Origin of the sequence: Roseovarius sp. D0-M9 (assembly GCF_037083805.1) — a bacterium.
Classification (GTDB): domain Bacteria; phylum Pseudomonadota; class Alphaproteobacteria; order Rhodobacterales; family Rhodobacteraceae; genus Roseovarius.
Map to the genome: position 1 here is coordinate 111897 of NZ_JBAPKZ010000007.1, position 25349 is coordinate 137245.

25 protein-coding genes are annotated in these 25349 nt (G+C 60.0%); 12 read left to right on the forward strand and 13 right to left on the reverse strand.

Translation table 11 applies throughout. The features are described 5' to 3' along the window. Positions 1–59: 59 nt before the first annotated feature. A complete protein-coding gene (locus tag V8352_RS07050; RefSeq protein ID WP_336423562.1) occupies positions 60–929 on the forward strand; it encodes a DMT family transporter in 870 nt (289 codons plus the stop codon). A 16-nt stretch (positions 930–945) separates the two neighbouring features. Here V8352_RS07050 and V8352_RS07055 read toward each other — a convergent pair whose 3' ends face one another. Further along, positions 946–3201, reverse strand: a complete 2256-nt coding sequence (locus V8352_RS07055; protein ID WP_336423563.1) for an NADP-dependent malic enzyme — start codon at positions 3199–3201, stop codon at positions 946–948. Positions 3202–3357: 156 nt separating this feature from the next. Here V8352_RS07055 and mutS point away from each other — a divergent pair, with 156 nt between their 5' ends. Next, positions 3358–5976 carry a DNA mismatch repair protein MutS gene (gene mutS / locus V8352_RS07060; RefSeq protein WP_336423591.1) on the forward strand — a complete coding sequence of 873 codons (2619 nt, stop codon included), beginning with the start codon at positions 3358–3360 and terminating at the stop codon, positions 5974–5976. A 70-nt stretch (positions 5977–6046) separates the two neighbouring features. Here the strand turns inward: mutS and V8352_RS07065 are convergent, their stop codons facing one another. Continuing rightward, positions 6047–6607: a nucleotide exchange factor GrpE gene (locus tag V8352_RS07065; RefSeq protein ID WP_336423564.1), complete on the reverse strand. Its 561-nt coding sequence runs from the start codon at positions 6605–6607 to the stop codon at positions 6047–6049. 12 nt (positions 6608–6619) lie between these two features. Next, on the reverse strand, positions 6620–7684 hold the full coding sequence (hrcA, locus tag V8352_RS07070) for a heat-inducible transcriptional repressor HrcA (protein WP_336423565.1): 1065 nt from the start codon (positions 7682–7684) through the stop codon (positions 6620–6622). Between the two features lie 118 nt (positions 7685–7802). Between hrcA and rph the strand changes: the two genes are divergently transcribed. From rph to hemW, 3 genes are read left to right on the forward strand one after another with little or no spacing between them, the layout of a single operon-like run. Continuing rightward, entirely contained in the window at positions 7803–8519 is a 717-nt protein-coding gene (gene rph, locus V8352_RS07075) for a ribonuclease PH (protein ID WP_336423566.1), read from the forward strand. Beyond that, positions 8512–9120: an RdgB/HAM1 family non-canonical purine NTP pyrophosphatase gene (gene rdgB, locus V8352_RS07080; protein ID WP_336423567.1), complete on the forward strand. Its 609-nt coding sequence runs from the start codon at positions 8512–8514 to the stop codon at positions 9118–9120. The genes rph and rdgB overlap by 8 nt, the downstream gene beginning before the upstream one ends. Then, positions 9113–10270: a radical SAM family heme chaperone HemW gene (gene hemW / locus V8352_RS07085; protein ID WP_336423568.1), complete on the forward strand. Its 1158-nt coding sequence runs from the start codon at positions 9113–9115 to the stop codon at positions 10268–10270. The genes rdgB and hemW overlap by 8 nt, the downstream gene beginning before the upstream one ends. A gap of 3 nt (positions 10271–10273) precedes the next feature. On the opposite strand, the gene V8352_RS07090 is transcribed toward hemW, so the two are convergent. From V8352_RS07090 to hemJ, 7 genes are all read right to left on the reverse strand, one after another. Beyond that, positions 10274–11176, reverse strand: a complete 903-nt coding sequence (locus tag V8352_RS07090; RefSeq protein WP_336423592.1) for a ParB/RepB/Spo0J family partition protein — start codon at positions 11174–11176, stop codon at positions 10274–10276. A gap of 13 nt (positions 11177–11189) precedes the next feature. Beyond that, positions 11190–11999: a ParA family protein gene (locus tag V8352_RS07095; RefSeq protein WP_336423569.1), complete on the reverse strand. Its 810-nt coding sequence runs from the start codon at positions 11997–11999 to the stop codon at positions 11190–11192. Further along, on the reverse strand, positions 11992–12600 hold the full coding sequence (gene rsmG / locus V8352_RS07100) for a 16S rRNA (guanine(527)-N(7))-methyltransferase RsmG (RefSeq protein ID WP_336423570.1): 609 nt from the start codon (positions 12598–12600) through the stop codon (positions 11992–11994). Before rsmG ends, V8352_RS07095 begins: the two co-directional genes overlap by 8 nt. After that, positions 12597–14474, reverse strand: a complete 1878-nt coding sequence (gene mnmG / locus V8352_RS07105) for a tRNA uridine-5-carboxymethylaminomethyl(34) synthesis enzyme MnmG (RefSeq protein ID WP_336423571.1) — start codon at positions 14472–14474, stop codon at positions 12597–12599. The genes rsmG and mnmG overlap by 4 nt, the downstream gene beginning before the upstream one ends. 3 nt (positions 14475–14477) lie before the next feature. After that, a complete protein-coding gene (mnmE, locus tag V8352_RS07110; protein ID WP_336423572.1) occupies positions 14478–15764 on the reverse strand; it encodes a tRNA uridine-5-carboxymethylaminomethyl(34) synthesis GTPase MnmE in 1287 nt (428 codons plus the stop codon). Between the two features lie 37 nt (positions 15765–15801). Then, a complete protein-coding gene (rho, locus tag V8352_RS07115) occupies positions 15802–17073 on the reverse strand; it encodes a transcription termination factor Rho (RefSeq protein WP_336423573.1) in 1272 nt (423 codons plus the stop codon). Positions 17074–17193: 120 nt separating this feature from the next. Continuing rightward, entirely contained in the window at positions 17194–17643 is a 450-nt protein-coding gene (gene hemJ, locus V8352_RS07120; protein WP_336423574.1) for a protoporphyrinogen oxidase HemJ, read from the reverse strand. Between the two features lie 399 nt (positions 17644–18042). Here hemJ and V8352_RS07125 point away from each other — a divergent pair, with 399 nt between their 5' ends. The 4 genes from V8352_RS07125 to dnaQ are packed head-to-tail and all read left to right on the forward strand — an operon-like array spanning position 18043 to position 20747. After that, positions 18043–18642 carry a Maf family protein gene (locus V8352_RS07125; RefSeq protein ID WP_336423575.1) on the forward strand — a complete coding sequence of 200 codons (600 nt, stop codon included), beginning with the start codon at positions 18043–18045 and terminating at the stop codon, positions 18640–18642. Beyond that, entirely contained in the window at positions 18639–19472 is an 834-nt protein-coding gene (locus tag V8352_RS07130) for a shikimate dehydrogenase (RefSeq protein WP_336423576.1), read from the forward strand. The genes V8352_RS07125 and V8352_RS07130 overlap by 4 nt, the downstream gene beginning before the upstream one ends. Beyond that, positions 19469–20062: a dephospho-CoA kinase gene (gene coaE, locus V8352_RS07135; protein WP_336423577.1), complete on the forward strand. Its 594-nt coding sequence runs from the start codon at positions 19469–19471 to the stop codon at positions 20060–20062. Before V8352_RS07130 ends, coaE begins: the two co-directional genes overlap by 4 nt. Then, on the forward strand, positions 20055–20747 hold the full coding sequence (dnaQ, locus tag V8352_RS07140) for a DNA polymerase III subunit epsilon (protein ID WP_336423578.1): 693 nt from the start codon (positions 20055–20057) through the stop codon (positions 20745–20747). The genes coaE and dnaQ overlap by 8 nt, the downstream gene beginning before the upstream one ends. Here dnaQ and secB read toward each other — a convergent pair. Continuing rightward, entirely contained in the window at positions 20744–21244 is a 501-nt protein-coding gene (gene secB / locus V8352_RS07145) for a protein-export chaperone SecB (RefSeq protein WP_336423579.1), read from the reverse strand. The genes dnaQ and secB overlap by 4 nt on opposite strands. 55 nt (positions 21245–21299) lie before the next feature. Further along, a complete protein-coding gene (locus V8352_RS07150) occupies positions 21300–21800 on the reverse strand; it encodes an FxsA family protein (protein WP_336423580.1) in 501 nt (166 codons plus the stop codon). Between the two features lie 111 nt (positions 21801–21911). Here V8352_RS07150 and V8352_RS07155 point away from each other — a divergent pair, with 111 nt between their 5' ends. Genes V8352_RS07155 through V8352_RS07165 form a run of 3 tightly spaced genes read left to right on the forward strand, consistent with a single transcriptional unit; the run spans position 21912 to position 24189 of the window. Beyond that, positions 21912–22562: a Tim44/TimA family putative adaptor protein gene (locus V8352_RS07155; RefSeq protein WP_336423581.1), complete on the forward strand. Its 651-nt coding sequence runs from the start codon at positions 21912–21914 to the stop codon at positions 22560–22562. Continuing rightward, the gene (mltA, locus tag V8352_RS07160) at positions 22559–23593 is read left to right on the forward strand and encodes a murein transglycosylase A (protein WP_336423582.1); all 1035 of its coding nucleotides are present in this window, start codon (positions 22559–22561) and stop codon (positions 23591–23593) included. Before V8352_RS07155 ends, mltA begins: the two co-directional genes overlap by 4 nt. After that, positions 23593–24189: a Smr/MutS family protein gene (locus tag V8352_RS07165; RefSeq protein ID WP_336423583.1), complete on the forward strand. Its 597-nt coding sequence runs from the start codon at positions 23593–23595 to the stop codon at positions 24187–24189. The genes mltA and V8352_RS07165 overlap by 1 nt, the downstream gene beginning before the upstream one ends. Here the strand turns inward: V8352_RS07165 and V8352_RS07170 are convergent. After that, on the reverse strand, positions 24172–25239 hold the full coding sequence (locus tag V8352_RS07170; protein WP_336423593.1) for an MFS transporter: 1068 nt from the start codon (positions 25237–25239) through the stop codon (positions 24172–24174). The genes V8352_RS07165 and V8352_RS07170 overlap by 18 nt on opposite strands. Positions 25240–25349: the final 110 nt, after the last annotated feature.

Genomic DNA, 25349 nt, shown 5'->3' on the forward strand with positions numbered 1-25349 from the left:
AAGGGTCGCCTGGATGGGCGGCCCTTTTGCTTTGGCGCCTTTAACGCGAGGCACTCGGGATGGATCTGCGCAGTATCGTGATGGGCGTCGGCTTTGCCGTCATGTGGTCCAGTGCCTTCACCTCTGCGCGCATCATCGTCGAAGCCGCGCCCCCGCTCAGCGCACTCGCGCTCCGTTTCATTATCTCGGGCCTTCTAGGCGTCTTCATCGCTTGGCTTCTCGGCCAGTCCTGGCGGCTGACCCCATCTCAGTGGCGCGCCTGTATCATCCTCGGCATTTGCCAGAACGCGCTCTATCTAGGCCTGAACTTTGTGGCCATGCAAACCATCGAGGCGTCATTCGCCGTGATCATCGCGTCGATGATGCCCCTCTTGGTGGCACTCGCCTCGTGGCTTTTTCTGCGCGAACGTCTGCCGCGGCCAGCAATCATGGGCCTCATGGCGGGCTTTGCCGGGGTTGCGATGGTGATGGGCACGCGGCTGTCCGGCGGGGTCGATCTGTATGGCATGACCCTTTGCATTCTGGGCACGGTCGCGTTGACGGTCGCGACGCTCAGCGTGCGGGGCGCAACTTCGGGCGGCAACTTCCTGATGGTGGTCGGGCTTCAAATGCTGATCGGCGGCGCAGTGCTGGCGGTCGTGGCGGCATTCACCGAAACGCTCGTCATTGAGTGGAGCTGGCGACTGGGCGCGGCATTTGTCTGGACTACGCTCATTCCCGGCCTTGCCGCAACGCTTGTGTGGTTCAAGCTGGTTCAGCGCATCAGCGCTACCCGCGCCGCGACCTTCCACTTTCTCAATCCGTTTCTGGGGGTCGCCATCGCCGCGCTCGTTCTGGGGGAGAAGCTTCAGCCGACGGACCTGATCGGCGTCGCCATCATCATGGCCGGCATCCTCGCGGTACAGCTTTCGCGCCGACCAAAATCCTGAGGCCAAAGGCGTAGACCTAGCCGACCTTGCACGCCGCCAAAACCGCCATGTTGACGATATCCGTGGATGTCGAAGTGGATGAACAGATCTGCACCGACTTATCCAGCCCCGACAGGATGGGGCCGATGATGGTCGCGCCCGCCATTTCCTGCATCAGCTTGACCGAGATGGAGGCGGAATGCCGCGCCGGCACGACAAGGATGTTTGCCGGACCCGTCAAACGCTGAAACGGGTAAGCCTCCTGCGCGGCGGTGTTCAAAGCCACATCGACAGTCATGTCGCCCTCGAACTCGAAGTCGACGCCACGCTGCTCAAGAACCTTGGGCGCGCGATGCATCTTTTCCGCCCGCTCCGATTGCGGATAGCCAAAGGTTGAAAAGCTGACAAAGGCAACACGCGGCTCAAGGCCGAGGTGACGGGCCACACCTGCCGCGCGCTCGGCGATATTGGCCAGATCGTTTTCATCGGGCCATTCCTGCACCAGCGTATCGGCAACCAGAACGATGCGCCCCTTGTGCATTACCGCCGTCACGCCTGCGACGCCATGTTCGGCATCCGCATCGAAGACATGGTTGATCAGCTCCAGCACATGCGCCGATTTGCGCGTTGCCCCGGTGATCAGGCCATCGCCATGCCCATGCGCCAGCATCAGCGAGGCAAAGACATGCCGGTCACGCGTGGCGAGGCGGTTGATGTCGTGACGATCATATCCCTTGCGCTGCAACCGCTCGTAAAGAAAGGCGCGATACTCTTCCAGATGGGGCGTATTGGCGGCGTTGACGATTTCCAGTTCGGCCACGGCATCCGCCATACCGGCAGCCTCCAGCTTGGCCTTGACGTCGGGCTCACGGCCGACGACCAGCGCCTTGCCGATGCCTGCGCGCTGATACTGCACAGCGGCGCGCAGCACGCGGGGGTCATCGCCTTCGGCGAAGATCATCGTGGCCTGCGCCGCGCGCGCCCGCGCGTTGATCGAGCGCATGATGCTGGCCGTCGGATCCATCCGGCCCTTCAGCGCGATTTCATAGGCGTCCATGTCGATGATTGGACGGCGCGCGGCCCCCGTCTGCATGCAAGCCTTGGCCACAGCAGGCGGGATCGTATAAATCAGGCGCGGATCGAAGGGCGCGGGGATGATGTAATCCCGCCCGAAGGCCAGCTTGCGTCCGTAGGCCATCCCCACCTCGTCGGGCACATCCTGCCGCGCAAGACGCGCCAACGCCTCGGCACAGGCGATCTTCATCTCGTCATTGATCGCGCGCGCATGCACATCGAGGGCACCGCGAAAGAGATAGGGAAAGCCGAGGACGTTATTCACCTGATTGGGATAATCACTGCGGCCCGTGGCGACAATTGCGTCGGGGCGCACCTCATGTGCCTCTTCGGGCGTGATCTCGGGATCGGGGTTCGCCATGGCAAAGATCACCGGATCGGGTGCCATGCTGACCACCATGTCCTGCGTCACCGCGCCCTTGGCCGAAACGCCAAGGAACACATCCGCGCCCTCCATGGCCTCGGCCAGCGTGCGGCGATCCGTCTTGACCGCATGGGCGGATTTCCACTGGTTCATGCCCTCGGTGCGGCCCTGATAAATGACGCCCTTGGTGTCGCACATCACGGTGTTCTCGTGCCGCGCGCCCATGGTCTTCAGCAGCTCGAGGCAGGCAATGCCAGCCGCGCCTGCGCCGTTCAGGACGATGCGCACATCCTCGATCTTCTTGCCCGACAGGTGCAGTGCGTTGATGAGGCCCGCCGCACAGATCACCGCCGTGCCGTGCTGGTCGTCGTGAAACACGGGGATGTCCATCTCTTCCTTGAGGCGCTGCTCGATGATGAAACATTCGGGTGCCTTGATGTCTTCGAGGTTGATCCCGCCAAAGGTTGGCCCCATCAGGCGCACGGCATTGCAGAACGCATCCGCATCCTCGGTGTCCAGCTCGATATCGATACTGTTCACATCGGCAAACCGTTTGAAGAGCACCGCCTTGCCCTCCATCACCGGCTTGGACGCCAGCGCGCCCAGATTGCCAAGCCCCAGCACCGCGGTGCCGTTGGAAATCACGGCAACCAGATTACCCTTGTTCGTATAGTCATAGGCCGCCTCGGGGTTTTCCTCGATGGCAAGGCAGGGGATCGCGACGCCGGGCGAATACGCAAGGCTGAGGTCGCGCTGCGTCGTCATCGGCACCGTCGCGGTGATCTCGAACTTGCCGGGTGTCGGCTCGAGGTGGAAGGCCAGCGCCTCCTCCGGTGTGAACTTGGGGTTTGCCATGTGCGGTTGCGTCCTGAAAATGCGGTAGGTCCTGCATAACGGTCTATGACCGCGCGCTCAACTGCCGTGCTGAATCGGCTTTCGCCGGGGCCGCATGGTTTGTAGGTTCGCCGCAACGATGGGGGGCATTTCGTGACAACCGACACGGTCACGCCGATGATGGCGCAATATCTCGAGATCAAGGCAGAGTACGCGGGGGCCCTGCTCTTTTACCGCATGGGCGATTTCTACGAGCTTTTCTTTGACGACGCCGCCCTCGCCGCCGAGGCGCTGGATATCGCTCTGACCAAGCGTGGCAAGCATCTGGGTCAGGATATCGCCATGTGCGGCGTGCCGGTGCATTCGGCAGAAGGCTATCTGCTGACACTGATCCGCAAGGGATTTCGCGTCGCCGTCTGCGAGCAGTTGGAAAACCCCGCCGAGGCGAAAAAGCGTGGCTCGAAATCCGTGGTCAAGCGGGGCGTCGTGCGGCTGGTTACACCCGGCACCCTGACCGAGGAATCCCTGCTTGAGGCGCGCCGGCACAATTACCTCGCCGCGATTGCCGAGGTGCGAGGCGATCATGCGCTGGCTTGGGCCGACATCTCGACCGGCGCGCTACATGTCATGCCGCTCCCGCCCGCCCGGATCGGACCCGAGTTGGCGCGGCTTGCGCCCAGCGAAGTCCTGGTGGCCGATGGTGGCAGTGACGAGTTTGCCAATTTAGGCACTGATATCGGCGCATCCGTCACGCCCCTGGGTCGCTCTGCCTTTGACAGCACAAGCGCCGCGCAAAGGCTTTGCGCGCTCTTCGAGGTGCAAACGCTGGACGCCTTCGGCACATTCGATCGGGCCGAGATCGCCGCCATGGGCGCGGTCGTCGAATACCTTGAAATAACGCAAAAGGGTAAATTGCCCCTGCTCCAGCCGCCCCAGCGCGAAAACCTCGCCGGGGTGATGCAGATTGACGCCGCGACTCGCCGCAATCTTGAGCTGACCCATGCCCTGTCAGGTGGACGCTCCGGATCTCTCTTGGCCGTCATGGACCGCACCGTCACTGCGGGGGGCGCCCGGCTGCTGGAACGGCGTCTGTCCAGCCCATCTCGCAACCTCGAGGTCATTCATACCCGCCATGAAATGGTGTCATTCGCGGTAGAACAGTCTCGATTCCGCTCTGATCTGCGACAGCATTTGCGACGCGTGCCAGACCTGGATCGCGCGCTATCGCGCCTCGCGCTAGACCGCGGGGGCCCCCGCGATCTGGCAGCCGTGCGAAATGGCCTGGAAGGTGCCGAGGGGATTGCGGCGCTCATGCGGGAACAGAGCTTGCCAGACGCCCTCGCTGCGTTGACGACAGATTTGACGGGCCATGACGCGCTGCTCGACCTCTTGGATCAGTCCCTGATTGCCGAGCCGCCACTGCTGGCCCGCGACGGGGGCTTTATCGCCGAGGGCCACGATCCCGAACTTGATGAGGCCCGCCAGCTTCGGGACGAGGGGCGCGGCGTCATTGCCCGCATGCAGGCCGAATATGCAGCCGAGACGGGCATTTCGTCCCTTAAGATCAAGCATAACAACGTGCTTGGCTACTTCGTCGAGGTTACGGCAACCCACGCCGAACGGATGCTGTCTGCGCCTCTGAACGAGACGTTCAAGCATCGGCAGACCACGGCCAACCAAGTGCGTTTTACCACCGTCCCCCTCTCCGAGATGGAAACCCGCATCCTAAATGCGGGCGGCCGCGCGATCGAGCTTGAAAAACGGCTCTATGACAGGCTTAAAGGCGCAGTTTTGGAGCAGGCGGCCGCACTGACGCAGGTGGCACGCGCGCTATCACAACTGGACCTGACGGCAGCCTTGGCGGATCTGGCGACTGAAGCCAGTTGGTGCCGCCCACGCGTGGATTACAGCCGCGCGCTGAATATTGTGGGCGGTAGGCATCCGGTCGTCGAGCAGGCGCTGAGGGCGCAAGGGTCCGGGCCTTTTGTCGCCAACGATTGCAATCTGGGCGATACTAGCGACATCTGGCTGCTCACCGGCCCCAACATGGCAGGTAAATCGACCTTCTTGCGTCAGAATGCCCTCATCGCGCTTTTGGCACAGATCGGCAGTTTCGTGCCTGCAAAATCTGCACATATCGGGATCGTCAGCCAGCTCTTCAGCCGTGTCGGCGCGTCGGATGATCTGGCGCGAGGACGCTCGACGTTTATGGTGGAAATGGTCGAGACGGCCGCGATTCTGAACCAAGCCGATGACGGCGCGCTGGTGATACTGGACGAAATCGGGCGCGGCACCGCCACCTATGACGGCCTGTCGATTGCATGGGCGACATTGGAGCATCTGCACGAAGTCAACGGATGTCGCGCGCTCTTTGCCACGCACTATCACGAGCTTACCAACCTTTCCGAGAAGCTGGCCCGCGTCGATAACGCCACGGTTGCCGTCAAGGAACATGATGGCGACGTGATTTTCCTGCACGAGGTGCGCCAAGGAGCTGCGGATCGGTCTTATGGCGTTCAGGTGGCCAAGCTTGCAGGGCTGCCAAGCAGCGTGATCGATCGGGCACGCGTCGTGCTCGACGCGCTGGAACGAGGAGAGCGGGAGGGCGGCAGTGCACGCGAGACACTGATTGATGATTTGCCGCTTTTCTCAAGCAGGCCAATGGCACCGCCGACAAAGGCCGCCGCGCCGTCCGAAGTCGAAGCTGCGCTCGTGTCCGTTTTGCCGGACGAATTGAGCCCGCGCGAAGCGCTCGCCCTCATCTATGAGTTAAAGTCAAAATTGCCCAAAGCATAGCCTGATTGATGCAAAAACGCCCCGGAGGTGATCCGGGGCGCACGAGGCACGTGAAACAGACAGGCCGCAATCAGCCCTGCATCGACGAGACGCCCACCTTGGCGGGGCGCAGAATGCGATCGTGTAACATGAACCCCTCGGCCGAAACCTGAATGATCTCGCCTGCCTTGGTGCCGGGCAGCGGTGCCTCGAACATCGCTTCATGATGCTGCGGATCGAACTTGTCACCGACCTCGGGCGAGACGATGCGGATGCCGTGCTTGGAAAACACGTTGAGAAGTTCGCGCATCGTCAACTCGATCCCCTCGATGAAGGCGGCGGATGCCTCGCGCTGCTCCTCGGGGATCGACTCGATGGCACGCTTCATGTTGTCGTAAACCGGCAGCAGATCACGTGACAGCTTGGAGCCGCCATAGTTCTCGGCCTCGCGGCGATCGCGATCCGCCCGCTTGCGTGCGTTTTCCGCCTCCGCAAGCGCGCGCAGGAATTTGTCGTGAAACGCGTCACGTTCGGCCCGGACAGTATCCAGCTCGGCTTCCTCGTCAGAGATTTCGGTCATATCCTCGCGATACGTCTCGGCCTCGGCCTCTTCGATATCGTCAAGAAAGTCGTTATTGTCGCGCTCTGCCATAATGTCTGCCCTTCAACTTCTGTCGGCGATCAGCTTGCCGACGAGCTGCGCCGTGTAATCCACGATTGGAACGATGCGCCCGTAGTTCAGCCGGGTAGGCCCGATGACCCCCACGGCTCCGACGATCTTCCGGTCTGCGTTCATATATGGAGAGACAACCAAAGAGGAACCCGTAAGTGAGAAAAGTTTGTTCTCGGAGCCGATAAAAATGCGTACGCCTTCCCCCTCATCGGCCAATTCCAGGAAGTTGGCGATATCGCGCTTGCGTTCCAAATCGTCAAAAAGGGTGCGGATCCGCTCAAGATCGATCTCGTCGCCACCGGCGCCCAAGAGATGCGACCGGCCCCTCACGATCAGGCGATCAGGGCCGTCGCCCTCGTCGGTCCAGACGGCCAGCCCGCTTTCGACCATTGCATGCGCCAGTGTATCAATTTCTTGCCGCCGCTCACTGATCTGGCGCGAGATGACGGTTTGCACATCGCTGAGCGTCTTGCCCTCGACCAGCGCGTTGAGGAAATTCGCCGCCTCGCGCATCGAACTCGGGGTCTGGCCGGGCGGGGGCGTAAAGATACGGTTTTCAACATGCCCGTCCCCAAACACCAGCACGACGAGCGCGCGGTCATGGCCAAGGCTGACAAACTCGATATGTTTGATCGGCGCCTCATGTTTGGGCGCAAGGACCAGGGACGCCCCTTGCGTCACACCCGAGAGGGTCTGTCCGATCCGGTCGAGCACCCCGGCGACATCATCGGAATTGGACGACATCGTGCTGTCCATCAGCGCGCGATCAGCGCTTTGCAGATCACCCACCTCAAGCAGACCATCCACAAACATGCGCAGGCCCGTCTGCGTCGGCACACGGCCCGCACTGACATGCGGGCTATCGAGCAGGCCCATGTACTCAAGGTCCTGCATCACGTTGCGAACCGTCGCGGCGCTGACCTTCTCGCTTAGCTCGCGGGTCAGGCTGCGCGATCCGACGGGTGCGCCGGTCAGCAGATATCCCTCAACCACCCTGCGGAAAACCTCGCGGGAGCGATCATTCATCTCTTCCAGAAGGTGTCGCGCGTCGCTCATGGTGAATTCCTTGCCTCGCGGTGCCATCTAAGGCGGTGCCGGGCGCAGGGTCAATCGGGGTTGCCATTCCGGCCTGCGCCCCTGTATCCCCGCAGTCAAGCTGCAAAGAGGATTATTCATGCGCCCTTCAGGTAGAGAGTTAAGTGAGATGCGCGGCGTTTCAATCGAAACGGGCGTTACAAAGCACGCCGAGGGGTCCTGCATGATCCGTATGGGCGACACCCATGTGCTCTGCACCGCGACCATCGAGGACCGCGTGCCCCCTTTTATCAAAGGGTCTGGCCTTGGCTGGGTGACGGCGGAATACGGCATGCTCCCCCGCTCGACCACCAGCCGCATGCGGCGCGAGGCGACGGCAGGCAAGCAAGGCGGGCGCACCGTCGAGATCCAGCGCCTGATCGGACGCAGCCTGCGCGCCGGTGTCGACCGCGTTGCCCTGGGCGAGCGCCAGATCACCGTCGATTGCGACGTCATTCAGGCCGATGGCGGCACGCGCTGCGCCTCGATCACCGGCGGCTGGGTCGCCCTGAAACTGGCCGTAAACAAACTGCTCAAGACCGGGGCAGTGACATCCGATCCGCTGGTCGATCCGGTCGCTGCCGTGTCCTGCGGCCTCTATGCCGGGCAAGCAGTTCTGGATCTGGACTATCCCGAGGATAGCGAGGCTGGCGTCGATGGCAATTTCATCATGACACAGTCGGGCAAGCTGATCGAAGTGCAGATGTCTGCCGAGGGCGCGACCTTCAATCGGGACCAGATGAACCAACTTATGGATCTGGCCGAAAAGGGCGTGGCCGAGCTTGCCACTCTGCAACTGGCCGCCGTCAATGCGTAAACTCACAGGCGATACCCTGCTGGTTGCCACCCATAATGCGGGCAAGCTGGCCGAGATCGCCGATCTGCTTGCGCCCTACGGCATCACTGTCGTAGGCGCAGCAGAGCGCAACTTGCCCGAACCCGAAGAGACCGAGGCGACATTCGTCGGAAACGCCCGGATCAAGGCACATGCGGCCGCGCAAGCCACAGGCCTGCCCGCCATGTCCGACGATTCAGGCATAGAGATTGACGCGCTGGATGGGGCGCCGGGCGTCTATACCGCCGATTGGGCCGAAACCGGATCGGGCCGCGATTTTGTGATGGCCATGACCAAGGCGCATGACCGCCTGATCGCGTCTGGCGCCCCTGCCCCCTGGACCGCGCGGTTTTGCTGCACGCTGGTAGTCGCATGGCCAGACGGGCATGACGAGGTGTTTCCCGGATCCATCGAGGGGCAGGTCACATGGCCGATGCGCGGCGCGCGTGGTCATGGCTACGATCCCATTTTTCAGCCCGTCGGCTATGAAATCAGTTTCGCCGAAATGGACCCAGCCGAGAAAAACCGCATCAGCCATCGCGCCGATGCCTTTGCACAGTTGGTAAAGGGCTGCCTTGACTGAGGAATGGCGCCAAGGGGGCTTCGGCCTCTACCTGCATTGGCCGTTTTGTGCCGCCAAATGCCCTTACTGCGACTTCAACAGCCATGTCAGCAACGCGATCGATCACGATGCATGGCGTGCCGCTTTCCTGCGTGAGATCGACAGATACGCCGAGCTGACCCAAGGCCGCCTGTTGAACTCAGTCTTTTTCGGCGGTGGCACGCCCAGTTTGATGCCCGCCGAGACTGTTCAGGCCATTCTTGACCGCATCCGACATCATTGGACCTTTGCCAATGACATGGAAATCACGCTTGAGGCCAATCCCGGCTCGGTTGAGGCAACCCGCTTTGCTGCCTATGCCGATGCGGGGGTTGACCGAGTATCCATGGGCATTCAGGCGCTGAATGATCCCGATCTACGTCGCCTTGGCCGCATCCATACGGTGGCTGAGGCGCGCGCCGCGTTTGATATCGCACGCACACAGTTCAAGCGCGTCAGTTTCGATCTGATCTATGCCCGGCAGGATCAATCCCTCGTAGACTGGCGGGCCGAGCTTTCGACGGCGCTGAGCATGGCCGTCGATCACCTGTCGCTTTATCAGCTTACCATTGAACCTGGCACCGCGTTCGGCGCTCGCTTTGATGCCGGTGGGTTGAAGGGTCTGCCCGAAGACGATCTGGCCGTCGATATGTATGAGGCGACTCAAGAGTTGTGCGATGCCGCCGGAATGCCTGCATACGAGGTGTCGAACCACGCGCGCCCTGGCGCGGAATCGCGTCATAACCTCATCTATTGGCAGCATGGCGATTACATCGGCATCGGGCCGGGGGCACATGGTAGGCTCACACTCGATGGCACACGATGGGCCACCGAGGCCTTCGCTCACCCCGACGCCTGGCTTATGCGCAGTGATGCCGGACAGACGGAAAAGCCGCGCCTTGCGATACCGCCCAAGGAGCAGGCAGGTGAATACCTGATGATGGGCTTGCGCATCGCCCGCGGTATCGACCTGCTGCGCTATGAAAACCTTGCCGGAGCGCCCTTGGATCAGGCCAAGATAGACCACTTGCAGGCAATAGGCATGGTGCGGCAAACCGGAACTACCCTTGCCGCGACCCCGCAAGGCCGCATCGTCCTGAACGCAGTCATTACCGAGCTTTTGCCTGATTAGAGGTTACTTTCCTGTTGATAGGATGCGGCATAGCTCGTCGAGTTCATCCAGCGTCTTGTAGCTGATCGAAATCGAACCACCTTCGGCGCCATCCTTGTGATCCACTGACACCTTCATTCCAAGGTTCGCCGAAAGATCGTCTTCCAGCGCTCGCGTATCAGCATCCTTGCTACCGCCGACCCGCTGCTTGCGGGCAGCGCCATCAGTGTCCGATCGGGTCGGCTCATTCGCCTTGCGCACCAGCTTTTCGGTATCACGAACGGACAAATCCCCCGAGATGACCTTCTTTGCCAGTGCGACCGGATCCTTGGCTGTGATAAGCGTGCGCGCATGGCCTGCCGATAGCTTGCCTTCAGTCACAAAATTCTGAACGATCTCAGGCAGTTGCATGAGTCGCATGGTATTTGCGATATGGCTGCGGCTTTTACCGAGTGCTTCGGCCAGCTTTTCTTGCGTGTGGCCAAATTTGTTCATGAGCTGGACATAACCAGCCGCTTCTTCGACGGGGTTTAGGTCGGCGCGCTGGATGTTCTCGATGATCGCAATTTCAAGGACCTCTGTGTCATCGAAGTCCCGAATGATCACGGGGATCTGATGCAGTCCGGCCTTTTGCGCGGCGCGCCAGCGTCGCTCGCCCGCGACAATCTCGTAGCCAGCATCTTTCCGACGCACGATCAGGGGCTGAATGATCCCCTTTTCCTTGATCGACGCGGACAAGTCATTCAACAGCTCCTCATCAAAACGTCGACGCGGCTGATCCGGATTGGCAACGACCTGCTCAATCGGAACCATCATGTCGGGTTGTCGAGGCGTTGTTCGCGCAGCCTCGTCACGGTCGTTCACATCGGCCATGAGGGCCGAGAGTCCGCGACCGAGCCCGCGCTGTCTTTGGGATTTGTCAGCCATCTGTTTTCCTTTGTCAGGCCGCAACAAGCGCCTGATTTTGCATCAATTCCTTGGCCAGCGCACGGTAGGCTTCGGCGCCACGGGACTGCGGATCATAATCCAGAACCGACATCGAATATGAGGGCGCCTCGCTCAGTCGGACGTTACGCGGGATGAGGGTATTGAATACCAGATCGCCAAGGTTCTCACGCGCATCCTTTTCGACCTGCCCTGAAAGATTATTGCGCGCATCGAACATCGTCAGAACGACTCCTTCGATCCGCAACTTGGGATTTGCCGACTGACGCACCTCCCGAATGGTAAGCATGAGCTGCGAGAGCCCCTCCAAGGCAAAAAACTCGCTTTGCAAGGGCACCAACACAGAATGAGCGGCGACCATTGCGTTGACTGTCAGCAAGTTCAGTGAGGGCGGGCAATCGATCAGGACATAATCAAGGTCATACCGATCCATCGCCGTCTGGCGCAGGGCATCATGTAGCAAAAAGCTCCGCTTTTCATTGGAAATCAGCTCGATATCGGCAGAACTGAGGTCCACTGTCGCGGGAATGATCGTCAGGTTTTCCGAGCGCGTGGGCTGAATCACCTGGCCCAGATCAATATCCTCGAGCAGCAATTCATAGGTCGTGAATTCCCGATCTTCAATATCTATCCCAAGCCCCGTCGAGGCATTCCCCTGAGGATCAAGATCAACAATCATGACCTTCTGCCCCTGCTCCGCCAGCGCGGCCCCCAAGTTGATCGTCGTCGTTGTTTTGCCAACGCCCCCTTTTTGGTTGGCAATGGCGATGATTCGGGGCCCATGCGGACGGGTGGGATCAGACACGGGACACTCCTGTAATTTTCAGAATTGCAGCCTCTGCCGCAAATTCACTTTTAACGGCTTCCAGATTGAAATTCCACTGTGATCTCGCTGAATCGGCCTCTTCACGCCAACGCGCGCCCTTGGCGAAGAGCGCAACGCCCCCTGCACCGAGGTGAATGTCTGCATAACCCAGCAGCGCGCTCAGATCAGCAAGGGCGCGGGCCGACACAACATCAGCGCCTTGAGGCGGCACATCTTCTATGCGCTCGTTCAATACTTTGGCCTGCGCCCCCGTCTCGCGTAGAGCTGTCCGTAGAAATGCGCATTTCCTTGCGTCACTTTCAACCAGCGTCACGCGCCTTTCATCCCTCGCATCCATTGCAAAAATAGCTGCGACAACGCCCGGAAACCCCCCGCCCGAACCAAGATCAAGCCAGTGAGTAACGCGCTTTGGCGCCGCTCGGACGAGTTGGACGGAGTCCAGGATATGCCGCTCCCAAAGATGGGGAACGCTGTCCTTGGAAACGAGGTTTATCTTGGGCGTCCATTTGGAAACAACTGCCTGAAAGGCACGGAGCCTTTCGATTGTTTCACGTGAAACATCCGGTGCAAACTCACTCACGCGGAACGCGCCTTGCTGCTGGATCGCAGGCGCGTCAACAGCAATGTCAGGGCTGCCGGTGTCATCCCGTCAATCCGAGCAGCATGCGCCAGATTTGATGGCCTGACCTGTGTAAGTTTTGCCTTGAGCTCATTCGAAAGCCCGCCAAGCTGCGAATAATCGAAGTCCAGTGGAATAACATGCGCTTCATCCCGCCGGACAAGCGCGATATCCCTTTCCTGCCGGGCAATGTAATTCGCGTAAAGTGCATCTTTGGCGATCTGATCGGCAATATTCGGGGCGATGCCGGCAAGACTTGGATCGAGTTCGGCCAAAATTTCAAAGGTCACATCGGAAAAAGCCAGAATCTGAAATCCAGACCGCTTTGAGCCATCCTGGTTTACCTTCAAACCGATATCCGCCAACTGCCGAGGTGAGAAAACAACAGCGTCAAGCCGCGCACGCGCGCCTTCCAGTTGCGACATTTTGATTTCGAACTGACGCTGCCGCGCGTCGCCCACACAGCCCAGCTCGATCCCTCGCCCAGTCAGACGTTGATCTGCGTTGTCCGCCCTCAGTGACAGACGGAACTCGGCCCGGGAAGTAAACATCCGGTAGGGCTCCGACACACCGCGCGTGATCAAATCATCGATCATTACACCGATATACGAACTGGACCGCGAGAATATTTCGGCAGGACGATCTTGGCACACCAACGCGGCATTCAGCCCCGCAACGAGGCCTTGGGCCGCTGCCTCCTCATAACCCGTTGTTCCGTTGATCTGGCCTGCCAGAAAAAGACCGGGCACATTTCTCAGGCTGAGAGTGCCGTCCAATGCACGGGGGTCGATGTAATCATATTCGATGGCATATCCAGGCTGAACAATCTCTGCCCGTTCCAAACCCTTGATAGAACGAATATAATCGGACTGAACGTCTTCCGGAAGCGAAGTCGAAATGCCGTTAGGATAGATCAGATCGGTTGTAAGACTTTCCGGCTCCAGAAAAATCTGATGCGATGTCTTGTCGGCAAAACGAACAACTTTATCCTCGATTGACGGACAATAACGCGGCCCGACGCCATCAATGTGACCGCCATACATCGCTGATTTTTCAAGGTTACGACGAATAATGTCGTGCGTTCGCTCATTGGTGTGGGTAATGCCACATTTAATTTGAAGCGCCTGAACCCCACTGGACAGGAATGAAAAGAGAACCGGATCGTCGTCGCCGGGCTGCACCTCCAGCACATCCCAATCGATTGTCTTTCTATCCAACCGCGGAGGCGTTCCGGTTTTCAGGCGCCCCATGGGCAGTTCAAAGCTATCTATACGTTCGGCCAGTTTGACGGATGGCCGCGCGCCCATACGCCCCCCCGGATGCGCCACGTCGCCGATATGAATGACACCGCGCAAGAAGGTGCCGGTGGTCAGAACCACCGATCGCGCCGAGATCTGCGATCCATCAGCGAGAACTACGCCACGAACCGCGTCACCCTCCATCACGAAATCCGCCGCCTCGCCTTCAACTATCGACAGGCCGTGCTGTTCCTCGATCGCCTGCAAGGCAGCAGCCTTGTAAAGGTTGCGATCTGCCTGCGCGCGCGGTCCCTGAACGGCTGGGCCCTTGCGGCGATTGAGCAAGCGAAACTGAATTCCAGCCGCATCTGCAACACGCCCCATGATGCCATCCAGCGCGTCAATCTCGCGGACAAGGTGCCCCTTACCTAGACCGCCAATCGCAGGGTTGCATGACATCACGCCGATATCCTGCCGCGACAGCGTAACGAGGGCTGTCCGCACACCCATACGCGCCGCCGCATGGGCGGCCTCGGCACCCGCATGTCCGCCGCCGATCACAATAACATCGAAGTCGTAATGTTTCACGTGAAACACTCCTCACTTGCCAAGGCAAAAGCTGGCAAAGATTTCGTCAAGAATATTTTCGATATCCACCCGACCTACCAGAGAATCAAGCGCACGAACAGCCGTCCGGATCTCTTCGGCAGCAATATCCGCAGTCGCCTCGCCACCCTTCAACAACTCTTGCGCATTTTCCAACGTAGAGGCGCCCCGCTGCATTGCCTCACGGTGCCTTGCGCGCGTCGCGACGCCGGCGTTTGCAGCGCGCTGCGATAAAACACTACTGATTTCTGCCACAAGCGAGTCGATCCCTGCTCCGGTTTTACCCGATACCCCGGGATATTTCCCCCTTTGAGAATCTCCCTTAGAAATCAATACGATGTCTCCATCCATCCGCCCCACAGGCTCAGGATCGGTTGGTTCAATCAAGAACACTCTGATGTCAGCGGCAGATGCACGCCGCAGCGCCAACTCCACCCCCAAAGCTTCGACCTTGTCTTCGGTCTCACGAATGCCGGCTGTATCCAGCAATGTTACCGGTAGACCCGCCAGATCCATGCGGACTTCAATCACATCGCGCGTGGTGCCCGCGATATCAGATGTAATCGCTGCATCCCGACCCGCAAGCGCATTCAGAAGCGTTGATTTGCCGACGTTGGGCGCCCCGACAATCGCCACCTCGAAACCGGTCCGAATGCGTTCGGTAACTTCGGTTCCGGCGATCTCGCGGCGCAAATCAGTCATGACCCCCGAAATCAGGGCGCTGACTTCCGGCGACACATCGACAGGCACGTCCTCATCGGCGAAATCAATTGTCGCCTCCACCAACGCCGCGGCGCGGATCAGATCGCGCCGCCATCCTTCAGCCCGCAGACCGAGATCACCAGACAGAACGCGCAAGGCCTGCTTGCGCTGCGCCTCGGTTTCGGCGTCTATCAGATCCGCCAATCCCTCGATCTGAGCCACGTCGAGACAGCCGTTATCAAGCGCACGCCGTGTGAACTCGCCTGGTTCTGCCATTCTAAGGTCTGTCATCTCTGACAGCGCGGCGGTGACTGCCGAGACGACCGCTGAGCTGCCGTGGACTTGAAATTCGACCGACTCCTCGCCCGTAAAGCTACTGCCGGCGGCGAATGTCAGCACCAACGCCTGATCCAATGGCACACCATTGGCGTCGCGCAATGTCCGCAAGGACGCCTGACGCATAGGGGGAATATCCCCGCACAGCGCCAGACAAGCCGCATGCGCAGAGGGCCCCGAAACGCGGATGACCGACACACCCGCCTTGCCCTGCGCCGAGGACATTGCGTAGATCGTATCCATGCCTGCCTCCTTTGGCAGTGAAGACGCCCGACTTAGGTCAGGTGTTCATCGAATCAAAGAATTCAGCGTTGTTCTTGGTTTGCTTGAGCTTGGAAATCAGGAATTCGACGGCATCCGTGGTGCCCATCGGATTCAGGATCCGGCGCAGCACGAAGGTCTTTTGCAGATCCAGCTTGTCGACCAGCAATTCTTCCTTACGCGTACCAGATTTGAGAATATCGATGGCAGGGAACACGCGCTTGTCCGCGATCTTGCGATCAAGAACCAACTCGGAGTTGCCCGTGCCTTTGAATTCTTCAAAAATCACCTCATCCATACGGCTGCCCGTATCGATCAGCGCGGTCGAGATGATCGTCAGTGACCCACCCTCTTCGATGTTCCGCGCCGCGCCAAAGAACCGCTTGGGGCGTTGCAATGCGTTTGCGTCCACACCGCCGGTCAAAACCTTGCCCGAGGATGGAACCACGGTATTGAAGGCTCTACCAAGTCTTGTGATAGAATCCAAAAGGATCACCACATCTCGCTTATGTTCTACGAGGCGCTTGGCTTTTTCGATCACCATTTCGCTCACCGCGACGTGCCGTGTCGCAGGCTCGTCAAACGTCGAGCTGACAACCTCGCCTTTGACCGAGCGCTGCATGTCGGTGACTTCTTCGGGGCGCTCGTCGATCAGCAGAACGATCAGGTAGCACTCGGGGTGGTTCCGCTCGATGCTGGCCGCGATGTTCTGCAAGATCACGGTTTTACCCGTCCGCGGCGGCGCCACGATAAGCGACCGCTGCCCCTTGCCGATGGGCGCAACCAGATCAATGATGCGCGCCGAGCGGTCCTTGATCGTCGGATCGTCGATTTCCAGCGTCAGGCGCTCATCGGGATAAAGCGGCGTGAGGTTATCAAAGGCAATCTTGTGCCGCGCCCGCTCGGGATCCTCGAAGTTGATCTGCGTGACGCTCGTCAGCGCAAAGTAGCGCTCGGTGTCGTCAGGCTGCTTCATTTCGCCTTCGATGCTGTCGCCGGTTCGCAGCGAATAGCGCCGGATCATGTCGGGCGAGACGTAAATGTCATCGGGACCAGGTAGATAGTTTGCTTCCGTCGAGCGCAAGAATCCAAAACCGTCCTGAAGCACTTCGAGCACACCATCGCCGAACACAAGCCAGCCATCCTCGGCGCGCTCTTTGAGGATCGAAAACATCATCTCGCCCTTGCGCATCGTCGAGGCATTCTCGATTTCAAGCTCTTCGGCCATCGCCAAAAGGTCTTTGGCGGTGTGCGCCTTGAGATCGAAAAGGTTCAGGCGTTCTTCGGACATGGGCATACCTCTTGCGCGCAACTGGCGCGGGCCGGATCGGATCGTTGAATGAAAAAGGCGTATCCCGGACGGGGGCCATAGCGCGTCATACGCCTCGCACGCCCCCAAGTCAATTGCGCCCTAGAACTTCAGGACAACCGCAAAGACGATGACAATCAATGCCACTGTCGGAACCTCGTTCATCAAGCGAAAAGTGCGGCCACTGATTAGGCTGGTGCCTTGGATGAATTCCTTGCGCCGCAGGCCCAGCCAATGATGAAACCATGTCATCCCCAATACGCCGGCCGCCTTGACCCACGGCCAGATCGACGACCAATCGACGATGCCCGGCGTCAGCACCAACAATACCCCAAAGAGCCAGGTCGAAACCATCGCTGGATTCATGATCGCGCGAAGCAGCCTGCGCTCCATCACCTGAAAAACCTCGTCACGGCTATCACCGGGCGTCGATGCCTCGGCGTGATAGACGTAAAGGCGCGGCAGATAGAATAGCCCCGCCATCCAGGCAACGACCGATATGATGTGCAGTGACTTCGTCCAAGGATAAAGGCTGGCAAGGATGTCTGTCATTCTGGGTTCCTGTCCACGTACGCCGATCCTTATAATAATAAATAAGAAATATAGAAAAGGATGATGATTAAGTAGGGAGCACCAACACCTGTGGATTACTGTCCTATCCACGAAGTTGGCCACAGCCTTCCTTGGTGTGTGTATCCTTGTTGATAACAACGCCTAGGCCCGCCTCAAGTCACGATTTTAAGGTTTATTTTACATCCAATGCCGTCGCCGTCTTGTGAGTAAAATCCGCCCGGCTCGATTCCTCCCGGTCCGGATTCAATACAATCCACCGATGGACAGCACAGCTGAACGGACGCGAAAGATGTGGTTTCTCCCCCGCCCGGTGGCGCAACGCGCCAATTGGGGATATCTGTGTGCTATCAAACACATTTCACCCCTTGAGTTTTCCACATGACAGTCCCCATCATCCTGGCCTCACAATCCGATATTCGCCGCGCGTTGCTTGCGAATGCAGGCATCGCATGTGAGGTGCAGCCCGCCCGCGTCGATGAGCAAGCCGTCAAATCCGCGCTTATCGCCGAAGAGGCGCCGCCGCGTGACATCGCGGACGCCCTGGCTGAGCTTAAGTCCCTCAAGATCAGCGAGCGCTCGCCTGACGCGCTGGTGATAGGGTGCGATCAGGTTCTGGCCTTCGACGGCAAGATCCTGTCCAAGCCGACCAGCCAGGATGAGGCTCGCACGCAACTGACTGCCCTGCGGGGCAAGGCTCATCGGCTGATCTCTGCCGCGGTGATCTGCCAGGCTGGCCTGCCGATCTGGCGTCACGTCGGTGTTGTGCAAATGCAGATGCGCGATGTATCTGATACGTATCTGAATGCCTATATTGCGCGGAACTGGGACAGCATTCGTCATTCCGTTGGCGCTTATAAACTTGAGGAAGAGGGCGTGCGTCTGTTTCAGCGGATTGAGGGCGATCATTTTCATGTGCTCGGCCTGCCCTTGCTGGAACTGATCGGCTTTCTCGCAGCACGTGGAGATATCGACACATGACCAACCACAGCATTCCCCTCGCCGGTGTCATCGGGTCGCCCATCGGTCATTCCCGCTCGCCCAAGATTCACAACCATTGGCTCAAAACCCTTGGTTTGGCGGGGCACTATGTGCCGATGAACGTCGCCCCCGAAAACCTGGAGGCGGTCTTGCGCACGCTGCCCAAGGCAGGCTTTGTCGGGGTCAATGTCACGATCCCGCACAAGGAAAAGGTGCTGGAGATCGCTGATTTGGTCACGGACCGCGCGGCCCTCATCGGCGCCGCCAACACCCTGATCTTTCGCAAGGATGGCAAGATCCACGCGGATAACACCGACGGCTATGGCTTTATCAAGAATCTGCAAAGCGCCGATTGCGATTGGGATGCACGTCGCGGTCCGGCTGCTGTCCTTGGCGCAGGGGGCGCGTCGCGTGCCGTTGTCGCATCACTTCTGGACGCCGGTGTGCCGGAACTTTTGCTGTCGAACCGCACGCGTGTGCGCTCCGATGCACTGGCAGAGGAATTTGGAAAACGTGTGCGCGTGTTTGACTGGGTTCAGGCGGGCAATATGCTCGATTATGCGGCCACTGTCGTGAATACGACGTCTTTGGGCATGGTCGGCAATCCACCGCTGCGCGTTCCGTTGGACGGGCTCCAGAAAGGGGCGGTTGTGACCGACATCGTTTACGCACCCCTCCAGACCAGATTGCTGGAGGTGGCCCGCGAAATGGGCTGCCACACCGTCGATGGACTGGGAATGTTGCTCCATCAAGCTGTTCCGGGATTCGAGCGCTGGTTTGGCGAGCGTCCCGAAGTCGATAGTGCAACGCGCGCGGCGGCCCTCAGATGAGCTATGTTCTCGGCCTGACCGGCTCGATCGGGATGGGCAAATCGACGACCGCCCAGATGTTCGCTGACCTTGGTTGCGCCAATTGGGATGCGGATGCGGCCGTCCATCGGCTATATGCCAAGGGCGGCGCTGCGGTGTCGGCTATTCAAACGCAATTCCCGGATGCGGTTGAGGCCGGCGCCGTATCCCGCGCGGCTCTAAAGCGGATCATCGCCTCTGATGAGACGGCGCTGGCCCGCATCGAAGCGATCGTGCATCCATTGGTGGCCAAGGATCGCGCTGCCTTTTTGGCCAGTTTAGACACTGATATTGCGGTCTTGGACATCCCGCTTCTTTTTGAGGGGGGGTATGACGCGATGGTCGACGGCACCGTATGCGTGACCGCGCCCAAGGATGTGCAGCGCACCCGCGTTCTTGAGCGCGACACCATGACCGAAGCGCAGTTCTATGCGCTCCTGGCCAAGCAGATGCCAGATGCCGAAAAGCGCGTCCGCGCGACATGGATCATCGAAACCGACACGCTTGAACATGCGCGCGCCCAAGTGCAGGCTATCATCGCCGCCATCAGACAGGAGATATCCGATGCGTGAGATCGTGCTAGACACCGAAACGACCGGATTCGAGCCTGAACAGGGCGACCGGATTGTCGAGATCGGCGCGGTCGAGCTGCTGAATCACATGCCCACCGGTCGGACCTATCACGAATACATCGATCCCAAGCGCGCGATGCCCGAGGATGCGTTCAAGGTTCACGGTCTTGGCGATGATTTTCTGCGCGGCAAGCCGGTGTTTGCCGATATAGCGGATGGATTTCTGGAATTTGTCGGTGATGCCAAATTGGTCATTCACAATGCCGCCTTTGACATGAAATTCCTCAACGCCGAGCTGCGCTGGCTGAACAAACGGCAACTTCCATGGGAGCAGGCCATAGATACGCTGGCCATCGCTCGCAAGAAATTTCCTGGCTCGCCTGCGTCGCTTGATGCGCTGTGCCGACGGTTCAACATTGATAACGGCGCCCGCACGCTACACGGCGCGCTGCTCGATTCCGAAATTCTGGCCGAAGTCTATCTGGAGCTGATCGGGGGCCGCCAGCCCGGCCTGATCTTGGGTCAAACTCAGAGCCAATCCAGCCAAGCAGAGACACACTCTGCGTGGCGCCCTGCCCCGCGCCAAACGCCGCTCCCTGCGCGGCTGACCCCGGAAGAGGCCGCCGCGCACGATGCTTTTGTTGATACGCTTGGGGATGCGCCGCTATGGCGCAAGATGTCCTAGGCGGTGCCGCTGGGCTGATCTTGCTTTTCGGCCTGACGGCGAGCGATTTCGTTACGATAGATCGCAACGAAGTCGATGTTCTCCATGTTCAGCGGCGGGAAGCCACCATCGCGCGTCACATCCGAGACGATGCGGCGAAAGAATGGGAACATGATGCGCGGGCACTCGATCATCAGGAACGGGTGAAGCTGTTCTTCGGGCACGTTCTCGACGTGGAAAACGCCCGCATATTCCAGCTCTAGCAAGAAGAGATCGTCCTCGGTGCCCTTGTTCTTCGAGTTGATCTTGAGCTTGGCGATCACCTCGTATTGATGCTCTGCGCTGCGTTTCTTGGCGTCTAGGTTGACGGACACTGTGACATCGGGTTGCACTTCGCCGCCCGTGCCACGCTGTGCGAGGATGTTTTCAAACGACAGGTCGCGAACGAACTGCGTGAGGACATGCATCTTGATCTGGGGTTGCTCGGCGCTTGTGGCGCCATTTTCCTGCTCGGCCATCATACTCTCCTGGGTGTAGGTCTGCAAAAATCCTTAGCAGGTCGCCCCAAGCGCCTCAATCCCTGGTCCAGGCTGAGGGGCCGCGCGGCGCATTGTCTGGCTCGACCTCGACATATTCCCCCTCAATCGTGTTGGGCCCATGCGGGGGCCGACGAGTTGGCCCTTGCCCGGACCCCTGCCCCGCGTGCTGACCGGTACTGAAACTCTGCACCTTGACCCGCTTGCGCAGATAGATGAACGCAGCCCGCCGGAACGGCGGCGTCAGCAGGGCAAATCCCAGCGCGTCCGTGAAAAACCCTGGCGTCAGCAGCAGGACACCGGCAACAAGGATCATCGCACCATGCGCCAGTGCCTCGGTTGGATCCGATTGGCCCGACAGTGATCCGCGCAGCTCGCTCATCGCCAGCGCGCCTTGGGTGCGCACCAGCCATGTGCCCAGAACAGCGGTCAAGACCACGATGGCCAGCGTCGGCCACATACCGAGCCACCCACCCACCTGAATGAAGAGGGCGATTTCGATGATCGGTACGATTATGAACGCAAAGAGTAGCCACATGGCGTGATGTCCTTAGAGTTTGCTGCGTGCCAAGGTGGACTTGGCCCGCCTCGACCCCTACATAAGGATTGAACTGAACAGATTTCAACGCAACGCCCCAAAGAGGTGCTCATGAATTCGCCCATCCTGCAGCTCCTGGTCCTTGCGGGCATAGCTGTCTTTCTCATCCTGCGCTTGAAGAGCGTGCTTGGCACCCGCGATGGGCACGAGCCGTCACCAGAAGTGCGCAGCGCGCCTGCCTCTCGCCCCCACAACCTCGAAGTCATCGAAGGCGGGCCGGATCACGACATCACCGATTACGTGCCCGAAGACAGCGAAAGCGCCGCCGCCTTGGCCGACATGAAGCGCGCCGAGCCGTCATTTGGCGTGGCCGACTTCCTCGGTGGGGCGCGTGGCGCCTACGAGATGATCCTGATGGCCTTCGAACGCGGCGATATGGAGGAAGTTCGCGGATTTCTGTCCGAGGACGTCTATGAATCCTTTGCCGAAGTGGTCGCGATCCGCGAGGAAAAGGGCCTGACGATCGAGGCCGACTTCATCGGAATCCGCGATATGACCCTCAACAGCGCCAGCTTCGAGAACGGCGTTGCGTCCATTACGGTCAAATTCGTGGGTGAACTGGTTTCTGTCGTGCGCGATGCCGAAGGCACTGTCATCGAGGGCGAGCCGGGCAAATCCAAGCGCCAGAAGGATGTATGGACGTTCGAGCGTATGATGGGCACCGACGATCCCAATTGGCGGCTCGTCGCGACGGGCGAATGATCAAGGCGGCTCTGGCGTCGCTGACACTGGCGGTGGCCAGTCTAGGGACCAGCGCCTTTGCCGAAGCACGCTACGACATACTGAAATTTTCGGACCTCGACGGGTGGGAGCGTGACGATCACGCTGCCGCCCTTCGCGTTTTCAACGAGACATGCCCTGACATGAAGGACGTCGACTGGCGGTCACTATGTGCGCTGGCACAGAACAGCCCCAGCGCGCGCGACTTTTTCGAGCTGTTCTTTCGTCCGGTGCTCATCACCGAAGGGCGTCCAGCCCTCTTTACGGGCTATTTCGAGCCCGAGTTGAATGGCGCATTGCGCAAGAGCGGTCGCTTTCGCTATCCGCTTTACCGTAAGCCAGACGAGGCGCGCGAGACTTCGCCCTGGCTTAGCCGGAGCGAGATCGAAACAGGTGAGGCCATGCAGGGCCGTGGGCTTGAAATCGCCTGGGTCGATGATCCGGTCGAGCTTTTCTTTCTTCAGATTCAAGGGTCAGGCCGTATCCGCCTTCAGGACGGCAGCATGATCCGCGTCGGGTATGGCGGCTCCAACGGGCATGAATACCGGTCGATTGGGGCCGAAATGGTGCGCCGAGGTATCTATGATGTCCATCAGGTGTCAGCCGAGGTTATCAAGAATTGGGTCCGCCGGAATCCCGAGGCGGGAACCGAGCTGCTGCATTTCAATCCTTCCTACGTCTTTTTTCGCCGCATCAATGACCTGCGCGCTGACCGCGGTCCGCGCGGGGCGATGAATCGGTCTATCACCACAGGCCGGTCGGTGGCGATCGACCCGGCGTATGTGCCACTGGGGGCGCCTGTCTGGATCGAAAAGGATGGATCCGAGCCGGTGCGCCGTCTGATGATTGCCCAGGACACAGGCTCGGCCATCAAGGGCGCGCAGCGAGCCGATCTTTTCATGGGCACCGGTGACAAGGCGGGGCGCGCGGCGGGTAAACTGCGCGATCCGGGCCGGATGCTGGTATTGATGCCGATCCAGCGCGCCTATGCGCTCGCGCCGGATGCCATCTGATGTCGCGCCGTCGCCTCAAACCGGACGAGCTGGATCTCTGGCGGCAAGTGGCCCGCACGGCCGAGCCAATTCACCCGGCGCAGCCACGCCCCAAGGCGCCGCCAACGGTCAAGGCGCCTTCCAAGCCTGAGCCAGAGCGCGCTGCACCTGCCCCGATCCAGCACTTCAAGATGGGCCAGAAGGCTGCGCGCGGCGCGTCCGCGCATGACGTTTTGCCGGGCCTCGCCGACCGCATGAAGTCCCAGCCGGTGTCGATGGATCAAAAGGCCTATGGTCGTCTCAAGCGCGGCAAATTGACGCCGGAGGCGCGGATTGACCTGCACGGTATGACGGCGGACCGCGCACATGGGGCGCTGCGAGGCTTCATTCTGCGCGCGCATGGACAGGGCAAGCGTCTGGTGCTGGTGATAACCGGCAAGGGACGGCAAAGCGATGACGAAGGGCCGATCCCTGTGCGCCATGGTGTTCTGCGCCATAACGTGCCCCATTGGCTGAGCGTGCCGCCGCTGGTTGGTCTGGTTCTGCAAGTGACGAATGCCCACAATCGGCATGGCGGCGGCGGCGCTTACTATGTCTACCTACGCAGGCCCCGGTAATAGCCCCTTGGCGCGCCCGACGCCAAGCACCATCAGGCCGGTGGAGAGCACAAAGAAACCCGCGATCCACCAGAACTGAACCTCGATCCCCACGCCCAGATCAATCGCCACGCCTGATACACCCGGCCCTATGGCAGATCCCAGCACCATCACCGCTGCGGCCATCGCCTTGATCGCGCCGATATGGCGCGTGCCATAGAATTCGGCCCAGAAGGCGGACGGCAAGGTGTTGTTGAAGCCGGTGTTGAGCCCCAGAAAGAAAAATCCCACCAGCATCCCAAGCGTGCCCTCAGCCATCGCAAAGAGGGCAAAGGCCACGACCATGGGCAGCTGCATCCACGGGATCAGCCGGGGCGTGCCGATAAGGTCAATCGCCCAGCCGCTGAGGATCATCGCGCCGATGCTGATGGCGGTGTAGAAGGGAAACATCGCCACCAGCTCGACATGGGACATCGCCTTGACCTCGGCGATATGGACCTGATGAAAGAAAAACGCCGTGTTGAAGGCCGACGGACCCAGAAGCGCCGGGATCATGAACCAGAAGAGCCAGTGCCGAAACGTTTGGTTGCGGGTCCAGTGCCGCGCCTCCATCCCCAGGCTCTGGCCCGACTTCGCGTGGCTCTGCGGCGTTCTCTCTTGCCTGAGCAGGACAAGGAGCAAAGGCGCGCCCAGCACCGCAATGAGCGCTGCGATCAGCCACAGAAGACGCCAATCCATCACCAGCATCAGCGCAACGAAGAGAACGGGCAGAACAGCCTCGCCCAGTGAAAAACCAAGCTTGGCCACGGAAAGTGCCCTGCCCCGCGCCGCGACAAACCAGCGCGCCATGGCGACGACCGCGATGTGGGTGCTCATTCCCTGCCCGGTAAAGCGCAGCGCAAAGATCACCACCGGAAGCAACCACCACACGGGGTTGAGCGCCATCGCAGCGCAGGACACGGCCAGAGCGACGAAGATGATCGCGCCGATCCTGCGCACGCGAAAGATGTCGGTCAGCCCGCCAGCCCACACCATGACCGCAGCAGAGACGGTGGTGCCCAGCGAATAGATGCGGCTTCTTCGCGGTTTGTGTGGGTGTGCGGGTCTCCGGTCAGTTCACGACCACACCAGATGTTGTGTCGTAGGGTGACGCGGGCAGGTGCTTGAGCCGACCGGCGACA

Coding starts and splice junctions, on each gene's coding strand:
- V8352_RS07155 (WP_336423581.1), top strand. CDS start 21,912: ATGAATTCGCCCATCCTGCAGCTCCTGGTCCTTGCGGGCATAGCTGTC.
- V8352_RS07165 (WP_336423583.1), top strand. CDS start 23,593: ATGTCGCGCCGTCGCCTCAAACCGGACGAGCTGGATCTCTGGCGGCAA.
- V8352_RS07125 (WP_336423575.1), top strand. CDS start 18,043: ATGACAGTCCCCATCATCCTGGCCTCACAATCCGATATTCGCCGCGCG.
- rph (WP_336423566.1), top strand. CDS start 7,803: ATGCGCCCTTCAGGTAGAGAGTTAAGTGAGATGCGCGGCGTTTCAATC.
- V8352_RS07055 (WP_336423563.1), bottom strand. CDS start 3,201: ATGGCAAACCCCAAGTTCACACCGGAGGAGGCGCTGGCCTTCCACCTC.
- V8352_RS07065 (WP_336423564.1), bottom strand. CDS start 6,607: ATGGCAGAGCGCGACAATAACGACTTTCTTGACGATATCGAAGAGGCC.
- V8352_RS07150 (WP_336423580.1), bottom strand. CDS start 21,800: ATGTGGCTACTCTTTGCGTTCATAATCGTACCGATCATCGAAATCGCC.
- mnmE (WP_336423572.1), bottom strand. CDS start 15,764: ATGGATACGATCTACGCAATGTCCTCGGCGCAGGGCAAGGCGGGTGTG.
- hrcA (WP_336423565.1), bottom strand. CDS start 7,684: ATGAGCGACGCGCGACACCTTCTGGAAGAGATGAATGATCGCTCCCGC.
- rdgB (WP_336423567.1), top strand. CDS start 8,512: ATGCGTAAACTCACAGGCGATACCCTGCTGGTTGCCACCCATAATGCG.
- dnaQ (WP_336423578.1), top strand. CDS start 20,055: ATGCGTGAGATCGTGCTAGACACCGAAACGACCGGATTCGAGCCTGAA.
- mltA (WP_336423582.1), top strand. CDS start 22,559: ATGATCAAGGCGGCTCTGGCGTCGCTGACACTGGCGGTGGCCAGTCTA.
- V8352_RS07090 (WP_336423592.1), bottom strand. CDS start 11,176: ATGGCTGACAAATCCCAAAGACAGCGCGGGCTCGGTCGCGGACTCTCG.
- mutS (WP_336423591.1), top strand. CDS start 3,358: ATGATGGCGCAATATCTCGAGATCAAGGCAGAGTACGCGGGGGCCCTG.
- rho (WP_336423573.1), bottom strand. CDS start 17,073: ATGTCCGAAGAACGCCTGAACCTTTTCGATCTCAAGGCGCACACCGCC.
- V8352_RS07130 (WP_336423576.1), top strand. CDS start 18,639: ATGACCAACCACAGCATTCCCCTCGCCGGTGTCATCGGGTCGCCCATC.
- secB (WP_336423579.1), bottom strand. CDS start 21,244: ATGGCCGAGCAGGAAAATGGCGCCACAAGCGCCGAGCAACCCCAGATC.
- hemJ (WP_336423574.1), bottom strand. CDS start 17,643: ATGACAGACATCCTTGCCAGCCTTTATCCTTGGACGAAGTCACTGCAC.
- coaE (WP_336423577.1), top strand. CDS start 19,469: ATGAGCTATGTTCTCGGCCTGACCGGCTCGATCGGGATGGGCAAATCG.
- V8352_RS07050 (WP_336423562.1), top strand. CDS start 60: ATGGATCTGCGCAGTATCGTGATGGGCGTCGGCTTTGCCGTCATGTGG.